Consider the following 14,774-nt stretch of genomic DNA (forward strand, 5'->3'; position numbering starts at 1 on the left):
CGGGGACATGACACAGGTGTCGAATTCTCAGGGGGACGCGAGCGAGAAGGGGGCCGACGTACGACGCGTCGGTCTGGTCGAGGACCACGAATCGGTGGCTCTCGGCCTTCAGGCGATGCTTGCGGACGAACCCGACCTCGAATTGGTGTCCATCGCCGCCACCGTGGGCGAACTGCTCGAACAGCGGCAGACACTCGATCTGGTGGTTCTCGACCTTCGGCTGGGTGACGGTTCGTCACCTCGCTCGAACGTGGAGCAACTGCACGCCGCCGGTGCCCGCGTACTCGTCTACACCGGTGCCGAGAACGCATTTCTGGTGCGCTCGGCTGCCCGCGCCGGCGTACTGGGTGTGGTGCGAAAGTCGGCGCCCGCGGCCGCGATCGTCTCGGCGATCAGGCGCGCCGCGAGCGGCGGTCAGGTGGTCACGACGGATTGGGCCGCCGCAATCGACGGTGATCCGCAGCTACCCGATGTCGGTCTCAGTCCCCGCCAGCGCGAGGTACTCGCGCTGTATGCGTCGGGGGAGAAGGCGGCCCGAGTAGCCAGTCTCGCCGGACTGTCCGAGCAGACGGTCAACGACTACCTCGTCCGCATTCGGAACAAGTACGCCGAGGCCGGGCGTCCGGCACCGACAAAAACCGACCTGTACAAGCGAGCGGTCGAAGACGGTTGGTTGCCGATGCCCGAATTACCACCACGGGATTGATGCCGCTGTGGTTCATCCCACAATTTCGGAGCGGGTGAGCATCGCCGTTTCCACTGCCCTTCGGGGTGCGGAGGGAGGAATGGTGACCGCTCGAATCCTGCCTCCCGGGCGCGGGAGGATCGCGTCCATACTGGTCAGCGACTCGCGAAAGGATGCGCGAATCGAGATCGACGCCGATGGACGCGAGTCTGTCGTACTGCCGTGAGACGCTGCCGCGACGGTTGACGTTTCAATGCCCCTGAAAATCAGGGCAGAAAACCTGAGCATTACCTGTGAGAATCGTCCACATTGGTTTAGTCGGTCTCAACCACTTCGGCGTCCGGGAGATTTTGATGTCTGCACTGCTCGAACCCTTGCCCTCCACGAACGACTCGGCAGTCCCGACGACGCGAGGTACACGGGGTCCCATCAGCCTGGTTCCGCCGGCGATGCAGATACACCCCGTCCCGGTGCCTGCGAGCCCGTTCCCGCCGCGGCCCGACCTCACCGGCCGTGAGATCGAGGTGCTTCTCTGCTGGATCCGACACGACTCGAAGACCGAGGTTGCGAAAGCTCTGTTTCTCTCGCTCGGCACCGTCAACACCCACCTCACCCGCATCCGGGCCAAGTACACCTCGGTCGGACGACCGGCCCCGACCAAGGCAGGCCTGGTGGCACGGGCCCTCCAGGACGGACTGGTGGATATCTCGGAGCTGTGACCCGGCGTATCCGGACCACAGCGGACCCGCAGATCAGACGCTGACCGAGGTCTCCACGCCTTCCTTCTCGAGGCGCTTGTTGCGTCGGATACTGCTCAGCAGAGCAGCTCCGATGAACAAGATGCCGACGAAGCCGGTGATCAGCTCGTTGATGTGTATGCCGATGGACACCAGCAGAATGACCGACAACGCGCCGATCGCCCAGTGTGCGCCGTGCTCCAGGTACACGTAGTCGGACAACGTGCCCTTGCGCACGAGGAACACCGTGATCGAGCGGACGAACATCGCGCCGATGAAGCCGAGGCCGAGCGCAATGATGATCGGGTCCGCAGTGATGGCGAAGGCACCGATGACGCCGTCGAACGAGAACGAGGCGTCGAGCACTTCGAGGTAAAGGAACAGGAAGAAGCCGGCCTTACCCGTCGCCTTTGCCAGTTCGCTGGGTCCACCCGACGACTCTTCGCCCTCTTCTTCGACGTGGAACAGCTCGCCGAGACCGTTCACCGCGATGTATGTGATCATGCCGAGCACGCCGGAGACCATGACTGTGGAGATCTTGTCGTCGTCGGCGAGGAATTCAGCGCTCAGGACCAATAGCAGGCCCGCGACGACAACAGAGAGCTGATCGAGGCGACCGATTCGGGCGAGCGGCTTCTCCAACCAGCTCAGCCAGGTGATCTCGCGATCCTCGAAAATGAAGCCGAGGAAGAGCATCAGCAGGAACATCCCGCCGAACGCTGCGATCTGCGGGTGCGCGTCGGTGAGCAACGTTTCGTAGCTGGGTCGGCCGTCGTCGAAGTACGCCGCGTCGTTCGGCGGCGGGTTCAGCGCGAGGTCGATCGCGGCCACCGGACCGAGACCGGAGGCAGCCCAGACGATGACCAACGGGAAGAGCAGCCGCATACCGAACACGGCGATGACGATGCCGATGGTGAGGAAGATCTTCTGCCAGAACTCACTCATCCGTCGCAGCACGGTGGCGTTGATGACGGCGTTGTCGAAGGACAGGGACACCTCGAGCACGCCGAGAATGAGGACGAGGATCATCGCCTCGATCCCGCCGTAGAGGAAAGCCACGATGACGGAGACGATGGTGACCGCGATCGACCATCCGAAGATCTTCACAACCACAGGCGTGGCCCTTCTGGCTAGGAGCGGAGCCGGCAGGAGCGACCGGTCGGGGCAGACAAATACGGAAAAACCCCCGCCCATCATGAACGATGAAGCGGGGGTATCCCCAATCTTGGGAGAGTCTTGACTAGACGTTTACTCCGAAGTCACGGGCGATGCCTGCAAGGCCGGATGCGTAGCCCTGACCGACTGCGCGGAACTTCCACTCCGCGCCGTTGCGGTACAGCTCACCGAAGACCATGGCGGTCTCGGTGGAGGCATCCTCGCTGAGGTCGTAGCGAGCGAGCTCGGAGTTGTCGGCCTGGTTGATGACGCGGATGAAAGCGTTGCGCACCTGACCGAACGACTGCGAGCGTGCGTCCGCATCGTAGATCGACACGGGAAAGGTGATGGTCTCGATCTCCGGCGGCACAGCGGCGAGATCGACCTTGATCTGCTCGTCGTCTCCGTCGCCCTCACCCGTGGTGTTGTCTCCGGTGTGTTCGATGGAGCCGTCGGGAGACTTCAAGTTGTTGAAGAACACGAAGTGTCCGTCGCTGAGGGCCTTCTTCGTCGAGTTCAGCGCGATGGCGCTGGCATCGAGATCGAAGTCGGTACCGGTCGTCGTGCGGATGTCCCACCCGAGTCCGACCACGACTGCCGTGAGGTTCGGAGCTGCTTTGGTGAGCGAGACATTGCCACCCTTGCTGAGGCTGACGCCCATGGAGAGGTCCTTTCGCAAATGGTTTCCCGTTACGGGTACAACCGTAGTGGGAATGTCCGGTTCTTGGACGTACTCCGCCAACGACTGCGACATCGCCAGGGTTCCCGTCAGTACTATCGAGCAGGTGACAAGTCGCTGGCCTGGGGTGTTCCGCAGAGGAGCAGAATCCGACGCCTCCGCGCGCCGATCCCAGGACAACGCCGTCGCCGCCTTCCTCGATATGGACAAGCGTCAGTCCATCGCGTCGGCAGGCGTCGAGGCCTCCACCGCCTTGCGCCCCGAGGACAGACTCGCAGCCCGATGGGCCGACACCGAGAAGCAGTGCTTCGACGCCGGGGCCGCCTACCTCACCGCCACCGATCAATTCGACGGAATCACCACGGCTGCTGCCAGATCGGCCTTCGACAACGCGACCCGACTACTGCACGATGCCAGCGCGGCGGTCGACAGGTTCTACGACGCCCATCGCGGCACCCTCGAGCAGGCCTCCGCTCAGTTTGCGGCCACGCCGCGCCTGGTGCACGACGCACTGACCGAGGCCGATGCCGCCCGAGCCACCGTCGACGAGCAGTACGCCGGGTACCCGTCACTGCGTCTGGCTTGGCGCGAACTCGACTCGGCAACAACGCAATTGCAGAGCAATCAGCGCGATCCTCTGCGCGCACGCGAGCACGCTGCCCAGGTGCGCGAACGAGCCGCAGCTCTACGCGCGGCAATGGAGTCGGCCCCCGGACGACTTCAGGAGGCCAGGACCGCACTGTCCTCGGTACGCACTCGAATCGAAGCCGTCCGAACGCGATCGGAGGGCATCGCCCCGGCCTTCTCGAGCCTGCTTCGCGAGTTCAATGCCAAGAGCTCGGCTGATCTTTCGCGCAACGAACGGTCGAGTGCGCGACACATCGAGCAGGCTGACGAGGATCTGCGCGCGGCGCGTTCGGCGCTCGACGCAGGCAATCCCGAGCAGTCGCTGGATCTGGTGACCCAGGCGCGCCAACACCTGAGCGATGCCGAACATCTGGTCGACGCGGTGACCGACCGAGTTCGTCTGCTGCGCGCGGTGAAGGCCGACCCGAAAGAGACCGAGAACAAAGTGCGGTTCAAACTTCGTGACGCTCAACAACTCGCGATCAATCGTGGCCTGGTTGCCGAATGGGGCTCGGTGTTGGATGCTCAGCTCGCCCGGATCGACAGGGCGAGCACAGCGCTGACGGGTACCCATCCCGACTACTGGTCATATCTGCAGGATCTGGATACCATTTCGGACTTCATCGCAGGCGTGATCGAACGCATGCGCAGCTCGCACTGATCACATTCACACGAAGGACAGTGGTGCAACACTTTCGCCATCTCGACGCAGACACCCGTGCACGAGTGTTCTTCCGGCAGCCGGAAGACATCGAGACGAGCGACGGAAACGACGTCGTGGCAACAGCTCTCGGAGCCACGCTGTACATCCCGGCAACACGCCCCGACCTGACCGCGACGGTGAACAAGCGCACCGACGAGGGCGTGCGGTCCATCGTCATCGATCTCGAAGACGCTGTCGCAGATCATGATCTGGAAGAAGCTTTGGCCAACGCCATCCGAACTCTGAACGAACTCTCGGGGTCGAGTTCGCTCGTGTTCGTCCGGGCGCGCACTCCCGAGCACATCCGAACCATCTGCGCCGGCCTCACCCAGGGCGCGGGCGGGCTCGCCGGATTCGTCGTGCCGAAGTTCACTGCCGCACGCGGAGCCGAGTTCCTCGACGAGATCGTCGCGGCCTCGCGGTTGCACGGCACCCGCCTGTTCGCGATGCCCGTCCTCGAATCGCCGGAGGTGGTACACCGCGAGACCAGAGACGCAGAACTCGTTGCCATCCGTGAGCTACTCGGGACCTACCGCGAGACGGTGCTGGCCGTGCGCATCGGAGCCACCGACATGTGCGGCACCTTCGGCATCCGACGCGACCGCGACCTGACGATCTACGACGTCCGCGTCGTCGCCGACGTCATCAGTGCGATCGTCAACCACCTGGGCCGCTACGACGGGTCCGGCTACGTCATCACCGGCCCGGTGTGGGAGTACTTCGCAGACCACGAACGCATGTTCCGTCCGTTGCTACGTCAGACGCCCTTCGTCGACCAGGACGCCGTCCGCTTCCGCCAGCAACTGGTCAGCAGCGACCTCGACGCGCTCCTGCGCGAGGTTGCTCTCGACCGGGCCAACGGCATCCAGGGCAAGACCGTCATTCATCCGTCGCACGTCCCCGCCGTTCATGCGTTGTCCGCGGTGACGCACGAGGAGTACCACGATGCACTCGACATCCTCTCGTCCGACCAGGGTGGCGTGCAGGCGTCCGGCTACCGGAACAAGATGAACGAACTGGGCCCACACCGCAATTGGGCGAAGCAAACTGTACTGCGCGCCAAGGCGTTCGGTGTCACCAACGAAGGAATCACGTTCGTGGACCTACTGACCGCGCTGGCACAACGATGAACCAGAATCCGGCCGACGGCATCGCCCTGACCGATACCGGCTCGTCGTCGTCCTGGGCTGCCACACAGTTGGTTCGACCCGGTCTGCGGCGCAACCCACGACGTGCCCACTTGCTGGTCTCGACCGTGCTCGGCAAGCACATCCCCGTCGATCCCGACGTCGTCGTCTCGGCCGGCGAGGAACTGGCGGCTCTCGTCGCCGCTGCCGTGGACGGGTCCGATGTCGATGTGCTCGGGTTCGCCGAAACTGCAACGGGATTGGGGCACACCGTCGCAACTGCCCTGGGCGCACACTGCTACCTGCATTCGACTCGGCGCACCGTTCCCGGGATGACCGTGCACGGTGAGTTCGAGGAGGGGCATTCGCACGCCACCGACCACCTGCTGATGCCGACGTCGCCCGATCTTCTCGACGGCGAGCTGCCGTTGATTCTGGTGGACGACGAGATCTCGACCGGAGCGACGGCGCTGGATGCGTTGCGGCAGATTCATTCCTCGGCCGGACGCAGGCACTACGTCATCGCATCCCTGGTCGACATGCGTACCGCCGAGCATCTCGCTGCAGCCTCGGCGGTGGCTACCGAGCTCGGCATCCGGATCGACAACGTGAGCCTCGCTCAGGGATCGGTGGAGCTCGCCCCTGGATTGGTGGAGACGGTGCTTGCCCTCCCCGATCCAGTATTCAATCCCGTTGCTGCACAGCCCGGTTCGGTGCACCGGGTGGACGCGCAGTGGCCGGCGACACTTCCCGACGGCGGGCGGCACGGGTTTCTGCGATCCGACGCGGCTGGTTTCGACATCGCGATCGACGCACTTGCGGCCACCGTCGATGCTGCGTTGGCGGACTCGACGGCAGTGGTGGTGATCGGTCACGAGGAGCTGATGTATCTGCCGCTCCGACTCGCAGCGGCATTGCAGAAGCTCGGACACGCCGCGCTGTTCCAGACCACCACCCGATCGCCTGCATACGTGGTGGACGTACCCGGCTACCCACTGCGGCGCGGCTTCGAGTTCACCGCCCCCGAGGACGAATCGGCTCTGCGTTACCTCTACAACGCATCTGCACCGCACGACGCGACGTTGATACTGGTTGCCGACGCCCCGGCAGACACGGATGCCCTGGCGGCCGCGGCCGAGACTCTGGCCGCGTCGGGCGCCGACGTCGTACTCGTCGTCCTCACGGGTGCAGACCCGACAGCGCTCGAGATCGCTCGGCGGGCGCGACCGCTTCGAGGACCCGAATTCGGTTCGTACGCAGCAGAAGAAGTCACCTGGCTGCTCAAGGACCTCTCGTCGGTCTCGTTGGAAGCCGAAGTCAACGAGCGCGAGAAGGCGATTCAGGCCGGCACGGCACATTACGCAGAGTCGCTCCCGGTCGAATACCAGCCGGATCTCGCCTACCGTGAACTGTTCGAGAAGGTGTTGCAGGAGAGCGCATCACGACTGGCCATCGCGGTCGGTACCGTCACCGAGGTCGTCCTGGCCGAGCGCGGACACGACATCGCTCTCGCATCACTCGCTCGCGCGGGCACACCCGTCGGAATCCTGATGCGTCGCTGGGCATTCGCTGCTCACGGCATCGAGATTCCGCACTACGCCGTCTCCATCGTGCGCGATCGAGGTATCGACGCCGTGGCGCTGCGATACCTCGCCGACCACCACGACTCGCGCTCGGTGGTGTTCGTCGACGGCTGGACGGGCAAGGGTGCGATCGCCCGCGAGCTCACCGCCGCACTCCGCGACTTTCCCGGAGCCGAGTTCGACGACGACCTTGCCGTGCTCGCCGATCCGGGCAACTGTGCACGCACCTACGGCACCCGCGACGACTTCCTCATCGCCTCGGCCTGCTTGAACTCGACTGTCTCGGGGCTGGTTTCACGGACCGTGCTCAACGACGAACTGATTCGGCCCGGCGACTTCCATGGGGCGAAGTACTACGCCGATCTAGCGCCCGACGACGTCTCACGCCACTTGCTCGACACCGTCGCTGCGCGTTTCGACGACGTCCGGGACGAGGTCGATGCCTCGGTGGCAACAGTGCTCGGCTCCGACCGAACACCCAACTGGTCCGGCTGGGCGTCGGTGGAAAAAGTACGTGCGGAGTACGGGATCTCACACGTCAATTTCGTCAAACCCGGCGTCGGCGAAACCACCAGGGTGCTGCTGCGCCGCGTTCCATGGCGAGTGCTGGTGCGCGACGCCGATGCGCCGGAGCACGAACACATCCGGATGCTCGCTGCGGCGCGGGGAGTCCCGGTGGACGTCGTCCCCGACCTCGCCTATTCGTGCATGGGACTGATCAAGAACGTCTCCACCGAGGACGCGTCGTGAGTGCTCTGGTTGCCGTGGACCTAGACCGCACGATGATCTTCTCCGAGGGGGCACTCGGGGTTCCACTGGACGACACTTTCGAATGCGTAGAGGTGTACGAGGGAAAACCGCTGTCGTACATGAGCGCTCGGTCCATCTCACTGCTGCGCGAGTTGAGCGAGAGTGTTGTGGTCGTGCCGACCACGACTCGCACCATCGAGCAGTTCCGCCGGATCGCACTCCCGGGAGCCCCGTGGAGGTACGCCATCACCAGCAACGGCGGCAACATTCTCGCCGACGGCGAGCCGGACATGCACTGGCGCAACGGGTTCGAGTTGGATCTGGTCGGAATCGGCGCCGAGTTGAGATCGCGGGTGTCCGAGGATTGGGTACTGAAGTACCGCGAGGCAGATGGCCTGTTCTGCTATCTCGTCGTAGACACGACGGCTGTACCGGAGGACTTCGTCGCAGAGTGGTCGCAGTGGTGCGCCGCGCGGGACTGGAACGTCTCGCAGCAGGGGCGCAAGATCTACACGATGCCCAACGCGGTGTGCAAGAGCTCCGCGGTGGCCGAGGTTCGTTCCAGGCTGATTCAGGACGGCACCCTCGACGCCGATGCTCGAGTCTTCGCCGCCGGTGACGGCGCACTCGATGCCGAGATGCTCATCGCTGCCGACGCCGCGATCCGTCCGCGGCACGGCGAACTGGAGCTGCTCGGTTTCACCCGCCCCGGGCTGACGGTCACCGATTCTTCCGGCGTCCGGGCCAGCGAGGAAATTCTCGAGTGGCTACGGAACCGAACTGCCGTGCGCCGCGTCTAACTGGTCGTCGGGGGGGACAGACGTAGGGCAAGGGGTGGGTATGGCGGATCCGTATGCAGAACTCCAACAGCAGGTGCAGGCCATCATCGATCACGGGCCTGCTGCCGGCTTCGGTCCTGAGGCCGTCAATTCGCTCATCGAGAGCACGTTCTCGAAAAAGAACGGTTCGTACGGATACGCGGGCGAGTACGAACCGAACGAGGTCGTGGTCACCGAGCCGTTCGACGTGATGAAGCACGCGGAGATCGTGCAGAAGGTCAACACGCTCGCCGCGGAGTCGATATCGACGTCGTCGCAGAACTGGAACGACCTGGCCGCCGCGGCCACCGAAGGATCCGACAGCTTCCGGAACGGGATCGAAGGCGCGATGAATTCCGGCTGGTCGGGGCCCACCTCCGCCGCCGTGCGGGGCGGGATCGGCGACTACACGTCCTCTGCCACGGCGCTGTCCACCGCCATGACCATGATCAGCAACAAGCTGCTGGAGGCGCACGCAGGATTCACCCAGACCAGGGCTGCCGTACCTCCGATCGTCGACATCGGCGTCGGCGCGAGCATGCTCGAGTCGTCGTTTCCGAGCGGACTGCCGTTCGCCGATTCCATCAAGGAAATAGCGCGCCTGCACGACGAGCAACAAGAGCAGGCACGCCAGGTCATGCGGTCGGTCTACGTGCCGGGGGTCCTGCAATCCGACGCCCAGGTTCCGGTGCTACCTGCGGCACACGACCCCGTCGCCGACGGTGGCGGTGGCGGTGGCGGTTCGACCGCAGGCTGGGGACTCGGCGGGAGCGGCGGCGGATCCACCTCGGGTGTCGGTGCGGGATCCGCGGGTACAGCCGACCCGGCTGCAGCTCGGACACAACCTGGTGGCGCGGACCCTGCCGATGCCGGGCAACCAGGGATGGGATCGGGCCAGCCCGGATCCGGGCAAGCGGGATCGCTGCCGCCGGCCGACAGTGCCGGCGAGACGCGTGCCGCATCTGCTTCCGGACCCGGGTCTGCCGGCGGCGCAGGTTCTGCCGGCGGCACCGGCTCTGGGGGTGGCGCTGGTTCGGGGGCCAGCGCTGGTTCCGGCAGCGGCTACGGCGGCTCTGGTTACAGCGGCTCTGGTTACAGCGGCGGCTCGGGTTATGCCGGTGGATCGGGTGGCGGTTCTAGCTCGGGATACGGCGGCTCCGGTTATGGCGGCTCCGTTCTCGGCTCGCCGATCGGCGGCACCGGGACCACCGGCGGCGGACCGGGCGGTAGCGGATCGGGCAGCGCAGCAGCGGCCGGACGTGCAGGGGCGCACGGCACACCGGGAATGGGCGGCATGGGGGCAGGAGGCGCGAGAGGAGCCGGCGACAACGACACCGATCATGCGACTCCCGGTTACCTGGTCGACGTCGGCAACGGTAGTGAACTGATCGGTGAGCTGCCTCTGGTCGCACCACCGGTACTCGGCGGCTGAGCATGACGAGCTGGACCATGGACGGCATCGATTTCATGATGCTCTGCAGTCGATTCGGACGAGACCGACTGCCGTACCCCCTGGCTGTCACCGTCGACGTCGACACCGAGGACCGGTACCAACTTCTGCGGCGGGAGGCCTCGGCGAGAATCGATGCCGTGCTGGACGACAACCTCGGGGCGGCTCTTCGCACCCTCGTCGACCCGGTTGTTCGCATCGAATGTCGCGGCGACACACGCGATCCTCGCTACGGAACCATCCGTGCCCACGCGGCGGTGCGCCACGATGTTGCCGCGGTGCTCACCCAGCTGCCGGGACCCGACGCCACTTCGGGCGGTGCCGTCACGATCTCGTTGACCAGCCCTGCCCAGGCACCTGCCCGTGTTCTCGCATCCTTTCCAGCCAATGCGGTGGGCCGACGACCGACCATGCGACTCGAACGATCCACTGCCACAGCAACAACGACTGGGAGGCATCTGTCCACCGCGACCCGAGGGGCCACCGCGGACGAGCAGTTCCGGACCTTCTTCCACCGCCCTCGGTCCGCGGCCGGTGAAGTCATCGTCGCGCGCGGTAGGACGTACGACAACCGACGCGACACCGACGCAGTCGCGTTCTTCTGGATGGACTTCGAGCGGGACGGCCGATACATCGTCTACTCCGAGGACACCATCGACATCCTGCCGGCCGATACCGCCGGCATGGCCTCGGAGATCGGTCACCACATGGCGGTCGCGCTGCGACGGTAATGCCGGCCACCCCTTGACACCCTATCGATAAGCGATAGGTTATCGATATTCGTTGTTATCGACTATCGATATGGAGGCGGCGGGATGGCATACGGACTCGGCTCGGCACGAACCAACAAATGGACGATGGTGTTCTACGCGGCGGTGGCCGTGGGATGGTCCGGATGGAAGGTATGGAAATACCACTCCGCGGACTACGTCCTCGCGAGGTTGGAACTGCGGCCCGGCATTGCGCCCGCCGAACTGTTCGGTGGCCAGTTACAGCCGGGCAACGCGATCGAGCTCAGCGTGCCGAGATCCGACATCGTCCGACTGCTGGGATTCATCGACGTCATGCGGTACGGGTCGATCGTCATCGGAATGGTGATCATTCTGGTGGGCCTGCTGTTCGTCTACCGCTTCTGCGATCGCGTGATAGTCGGTGACCCGTTCACCAACGCCACCCGCACCGATGTGGCTGTGATCGGTGTCTGCATCGCCGTGTATCCCGCAATCACCGGATTCATGAACCTGCTGAGCACCAACTCGGTAGTCGGAGCACTGGAGCTCTCCGACATCGTGAACTCGTCGATTTCGGCCGTCGGCCTGTACACAGCCGTCGTTGTCGCCGTGTTCCTGCAGTTCGTCTATGCCACGATCACCCAGGGCACCAAGCTCGCTCGCGATGCCGAAGGCCTGGTCTGATGGCGGAGGAGTTCGTCGACCATCTGGTCGTCTGCCATCTGGGCGAGATCCTCGACGCCCGCGGCATGACGCTCGCCGAGCTCTCGCGTCTCGCTGGAGTCAGCGTCGTCAATCTCTCGGTGCTCAAGAACGACCGAGCCAAGGCCATCCGATTCTCGACCCTCACCGCGGTGTGCCGGGTGCTCGGCTGCACACCGGGCGACCTGTTCACCCTGCGCCAGATCTGACGTCCGCTCGGCCACAGCAGTCGGACAAATCGAACAAGTACATTGGATGACGGTAACCAGCACTTCGAGAGAGAGTCCATCACATTGTCTGCTCCGGCCGGTCAACCGTTGTCCAAGGGTCAGAACGGCCCCCTCACCGTCGGTGACGTCGTCGTCTCCATCGCGTTGGCCGTGCCCGCGGACCTGTCTGCACTACTGGTCACCGACGCCGGGAAGGTTCGGACGGACGCAGACTTCGTGTTCTTCAACCAGCCCACCGGCCCCGGCGTACGCCTCGAGCCCGGCCAGGGCGGTCCGGCCCGGCTGGCAGTCTCGCTCGCCGCAGTTCCCACAGACATCGAACAGATCCGCGCGGTCATCACCCTCGACGACGCGTCGAGCAATTTCGGTCGATCCACCGCTCCCGTCGCGCGGGTCAGCGACACGGCCGGAAACGTGTTGTACGAGTACACAATCGACGGGTTGAGCTCGGAGTCGATCGTGATCGCACTCGAGATCTACCGTCGCCAGGGCAGCTGGAAGGTGCGAGCCGTCGGGCAGGGTTACGCGGGCGGATTCGCCGCATTGGTGACCGACCACGGTGTGTCCGTCGACGACGCCCCTGCTCCGGCACCGACGCCTCCTCCCGCTCCCGCCACCCCACCGCCTCCCGCCTCTCCACCGCCTCCCGCTGCCCCGCCTGCACCTCCCGCCGCACCGGTTCGCACCGAGGCACCGGAAGTCAGCCTCACCAAGGCCAAGCCCGTCAGCCTCGCCAAGGGCCAGAAGGTCACTCTCCGCAAGGACGGCGGCGTGGCCCTGACGGTCATTCGCATGGGCCTGGGTTGGGACCCGGTGACCACTCCCAAGAAGGGCGGCCTCTTCGGCGGCGGCGGCCGCGCCGCGAACATCGACCTGGACGCGTCCGCGATCATGCTCGCCGACCGCAACGTCAACGATGTCGTCTACTACGGTCAGCTCAAAGCCAAGGACGGCTCGATCGTGCACCAGGGCGACAACCTCACCGGTGAGGGCGAGGGCGACGACGAGGTGATCGTGGTCGACCTGACGAAAGTGCCCCAGCACGTCACCGGCATCGTCTTCACCGTCACGTCGTACCGCGGTCAGACGTTCGAGCAGGTAGCCAACGCATTCTGCCGCCTGGTGGACAACACGACCAACACCGAGCTGGCGCGGTTCACCCTGCAGGGCGGCATGCCGTTCACCGGCTTGGTGATGGCCAAGGTGTATCGCCAGGGCAGTGAATGGAAACTACAGGCCATCGGTGACGGCATTCAGGCCAAGCACGCCGGTGAAGCCGTCAAACAGCTCGGCCGCTATATGTGACCTTGCGGGCAGTAGTCGTCCGATCTGCAGCGCCGTCGAGAACGCCACCGAGCGGGTCGACGGCGCTGCCGTTTCGAATGAGGTCTTCGGAGGGCCGGTAGATCTGTCGAATGATCAACGCGCACAACCCGATCACGGCGACATCGCGCACCACGACAGCTGCGGTGAACCACTGTTCGGGCACGCCCTTGTTCTCCACGCCCAGGTAGTAGTACATCCGCGGAAACCAGACGAACGCGTCGATTGTCATCCACGCCAACAGTATTCGGCGATGCGGTAGTGCCAGTACAGCCAGTGGAACCAGCCACAGCGAATACTGCGGGCTCCACACCTTGTTGGTGAGCAGGAAGCCGGCCACCACCAGGAACACCAACTGCGCGAGCCGCGGCCGCACCGGGGCCGTAGTACCGATGTAGGCGATCACCGCACACACGATGGCGAACAACACCAGCGTCACGGCATTGAGGATCAAGGGCTTGGCACCTACGTACAGCGGACCGTCGAAACCGGGCCAGCCGGTGAACGAGGTGACCACGTTGTACAGCGAATCCGGATCGGCCCCGCGCTCGGAGTTGAGCCGGAAGAACTCGTACCATCCCGACGGATACAGCAGTGCGAGAGGAAGATTGACGGCGAGCCAGGCTCCGATCGCGGCGCCGGCGGTCAGGCCCCACTCGCGCATCCGTCCGGTGCGCCAGCACAGCACCAACAGCGGACCGAGGAACAACAAGGGATAGAGCTTGGTGGCACCGCCGAGTCCGATCAGCACACCGGCGAGAACCGGCCGCTTCTTGGCCCATGCCAACAGACCGGTGAGCGCGAAAGCCGCTGCCAGAGCGTCGAAATTGGTGAAGCCGTGCACGATCACCAGCGGCGACGCAGCCACCAGGGCCGCGTCCCAGATTCGCCGTCCGGCGGCTATTGCCGTGGCCCATACGGTCACCAGCCAGGCGACGGCCAGCCCCAGGGCAACCACGTTGAAATACACGACGACGGGCAGGGCCTGGGGAAGGAAACTCAGCGAGTTCCACACCTTCCCGACGACCATCGAGCCGTACTGGTACAGCCCCGCGAGCACCGGGTACTCCATGTACCGAACCTGGGTCGAGCCGTCGGCCTTGGTTTCTTCCCAGGACTTCTTGTACGGGAACGCACCCTGGTCGAGTCGCTCGGCACCGTAGAGCGGCACGGTGTCCGAGTAGCACATCGCCACGTACTGCCGGCTGCCACTCCAATCCAGTCCGAGCTCACCGCCCGGGCCCACCGGAGCCTGCTGAATGCACGCGGCTTTCGCGAACCAACCGAAGCACAGAAAGACCACCGCCAGCAGCAGGATCACCCGCAGTGCGGTGAACCACCGTTGCCGTCCGATCACCGCGTGTCGTCCGACCGGACCGCCGATGACCGAGGACAGTTCCCCGGTCATCGGATCGGTCCGACTGGGTAGATCTCGGCCCGCTGCGCTCGCCGAGTCGAGGCGACCGGGGCTCGC

General features: G+C 64.9%; 14 protein-coding genes. 11 read left to right on the forward strand and 3 right to left on the reverse strand.

The genetic code is table 11. The annotated features are described in order from the left end of the window. Window positions 1-7: 7 nt before the first annotated feature. The gene (locus CH294_RS09080; protein ID WP_094737712.1) at window positions 8-706 is read left to right on the forward strand and encodes a response regulator transcription factor; all 699 of its coding nucleotides are present in this window, start codon (window positions 8-10) and stop codon (window positions 704-706) included. Between the two features lie 332 nt (window positions 707-1,038). Then, the gene (locus CH294_RS09085) at window positions 1,039-1,404 is read left to right on the forward strand and encodes a helix-turn-helix transcriptional regulator (RefSeq protein WP_032402762.1); all 366 of its coding nucleotides are present in this window, start codon (window positions 1,039-1,041) and stop codon (window positions 1,402-1,404) included. Window positions 1,405-1,437: 33 nt separating this feature from the next. Here CH294_RS09085 and CH294_RS09090 read toward each other — a convergent pair whose 3' ends face one another. Next, complete coding sequence (locus CH294_RS09090) at window positions 1,438-2,535, reverse strand: DUF475 domain-containing protein (RefSeq protein WP_037152033.1); 1,098 nt, start codon at window positions 2,533-2,535, stop codon at window positions 1,438-1,440. Between the two features lie 127 nt (window positions 2,536-2,662). Continuing rightward, entirely contained in the window at window positions 2,663-3,238 is a 576-nt protein-coding gene (locus tag CH294_RS09095) for a TerD family protein (protein WP_027495074.1), read from the reverse strand. Window positions 3,239-3,458: 220 nt separating this feature from the next. Between CH294_RS09095 and CH294_RS09100 the strand changes: the two genes are divergently transcribed. From CH294_RS09100 to CH294_RS09140, 9 genes are all read left to right on the forward strand, one after another. Continuing rightward, the gene (locus CH294_RS09100; protein WP_094737860.1) at window positions 3,459-4,544 is read left to right on the forward strand and encodes a hypothetical protein; all 1,086 of its coding nucleotides are present in this window, start codon (window positions 3,459-3,461) and stop codon (window positions 4,542-4,544) included. A gap of 23 nt (window positions 4,545-4,567) precedes the next feature. Beyond that, window positions 4,568-5,716 carry an HpcH/HpaI aldolase/citrate lyase family protein gene (locus CH294_RS09105; protein ID WP_032402815.1) on the forward strand — a complete coding sequence of 383 codons (1,149 nt, stop codon included), beginning with the start codon at window positions 4,568-4,570 and terminating at the stop codon, window positions 5,714-5,716. Beyond that, entirely contained in the window at window positions 5,713-8,046 is a 2,334-nt protein-coding gene (locus tag CH294_RS09110) for a phosphoribosyltransferase (RefSeq protein WP_094737713.1), read from the forward strand. The genes CH294_RS09105 and CH294_RS09110 overlap by 4 nt, the downstream gene beginning before the upstream one ends. Further along, on the forward strand, window positions 8,043-8,846 hold the full coding sequence (locus tag CH294_RS09115; protein ID WP_094737714.1) for an HAD family hydrolase: 804 nt from the start codon (window positions 8,043-8,045) through the stop codon (window positions 8,844-8,846). Before CH294_RS09110 ends, CH294_RS09115 begins: the two co-directional genes overlap by 4 nt. A gap of 40 nt (window positions 8,847-8,886) precedes the next feature. Further along, the gene (locus CH294_RS09120) at window positions 8,887-10,296 is read left to right on the forward strand and encodes a PPE domain-containing protein (RefSeq protein ID WP_094737715.1); all 1,410 of its coding nucleotides are present in this window, start codon (window positions 8,887-8,889) and stop codon (window positions 10,294-10,296) included. Between the two features lie 2 nt (window positions 10,297-10,298). Further along, window positions 10,299-11,045: an ESX secretion-associated protein EspG gene (locus tag CH294_RS09125; RefSeq protein WP_094737716.1), complete on the forward strand. Its 747-nt coding sequence runs from the start codon at window positions 10,299-10,301 to the stop codon at window positions 11,043-11,045. A gap of 84 nt (window positions 11,046-11,129) precedes the next feature. Beyond that, a complete protein-coding gene (locus tag CH294_RS09130; protein WP_094703346.1) occupies window positions 11,130-11,729 on the forward strand; it encodes a hypothetical protein in 600 nt (199 codons plus the stop codon). Beyond that, window positions 11,729-11,956 (forward strand): helix-turn-helix transcriptional regulator, encoded by a 228-nt coding sequence (locus tag CH294_RS09135; protein WP_032378705.1) that lies wholly within the window; start codon window positions 11,729-11,731, stop codon window positions 11,954-11,956. The genes CH294_RS09130 and CH294_RS09135 overlap by 1 nt, the downstream gene beginning before the upstream one ends. 84 nt (window positions 11,957-12,040) lie before the next feature. Continuing rightward, a complete protein-coding gene (locus CH294_RS09140; RefSeq protein ID WP_249305185.1) occupies window positions 12,041-13,282 on the forward strand; it encodes a TerD family protein in 1,242 nt (413 codons plus the stop codon). Here CH294_RS09140 and CH294_RS09145 read toward each other — a convergent pair. Further along, a complete protein-coding gene (locus CH294_RS09145) occupies window positions 13,257-14,708 on the reverse strand; it encodes a glycosyltransferase 87 family protein (protein ID WP_094737861.1) in 1,452 nt (483 codons plus the stop codon). The two genes, CH294_RS09140 and CH294_RS09145, sit on opposite strands and share 26 nt — an antisense overlap. Window positions 14,709-14,774: the final 66 nt, after the last annotated feature.

It is taken from the genome of Rhodococcus sp. 14-2483-1-1, from assembly GCF_002259335.1.
In the GTDB taxonomy this organism is placed as follows: Bacteria; Actinomycetota; Actinomycetes; order Mycobacteriales; family Mycobacteriaceae; genus Rhodococcoides.

What these genes read in the sequence shown, in the direction of transcription:
- CH294_RS09080 (WP_094737712.1), top strand. Translation starts at nt 8, where the DNA reads ATGACACAGGTGTCGAATTCTCAGGGGGACGCGAGCGAGAAGGGGGCC.
- CH294_RS09085 (WP_032402762.1), top strand. Translation starts at nt 1,039, where the DNA reads ATGTCTGCACTGCTCGAACCCTTGCCCTCCACGAACGACTCGGCAGTC.
- CH294_RS09095 (WP_027495074.1), bottom strand. Translation starts at nt 3,238, where the DNA reads ATGGGCGTCAGCCTCAGCAAGGGTGGCAATGTCTCGCTCACCAAAGCA.
- CH294_RS09100 (WP_094737860.1), top strand. Translation starts at nt 3,459, where the DNA reads ATGGACAAGCGTCAGTCCATCGCGTCGGCAGGCGTCGAGGCCTCCACC.
- CH294_RS09110 (WP_094737713.1), top strand. Translation starts at nt 5,713, where the DNA reads ATGAACCAGAATCCGGCCGACGGCATCGCCCTGACCGATACCGGCTCG.
- CH294_RS09120 (WP_094737715.1), top strand. Translation starts at nt 8,887, where the DNA reads ATGGCGGATCCGTATGCAGAACTCCAACAGCAGGTGCAGGCCATCATC.
- CH294_RS09125 (WP_094737716.1), top strand. Translation starts at nt 10,299, where the DNA reads ATGACGAGCTGGACCATGGACGGCATCGATTTCATGATGCTCTGCAGT.
- CH294_RS09130 (WP_094703346.1), top strand. Translation starts at nt 11,130, where the DNA reads ATGGCATACGGACTCGGCTCGGCACGAACCAACAAATGGACGATGGTG.
- CH294_RS09135 (WP_032378705.1), top strand. Translation starts at nt 11,729, where the DNA reads ATGGCGGAGGAGTTCGTCGACCATCTGGTCGTCTGCCATCTGGGCGAG.
- CH294_RS09145 (WP_094737861.1), bottom strand. Translation starts at nt 14,708, where the DNA reads ATGACCGGGGAACTGTCCTCGGTCATCGGCGGTCCGGTCGGACGACAC.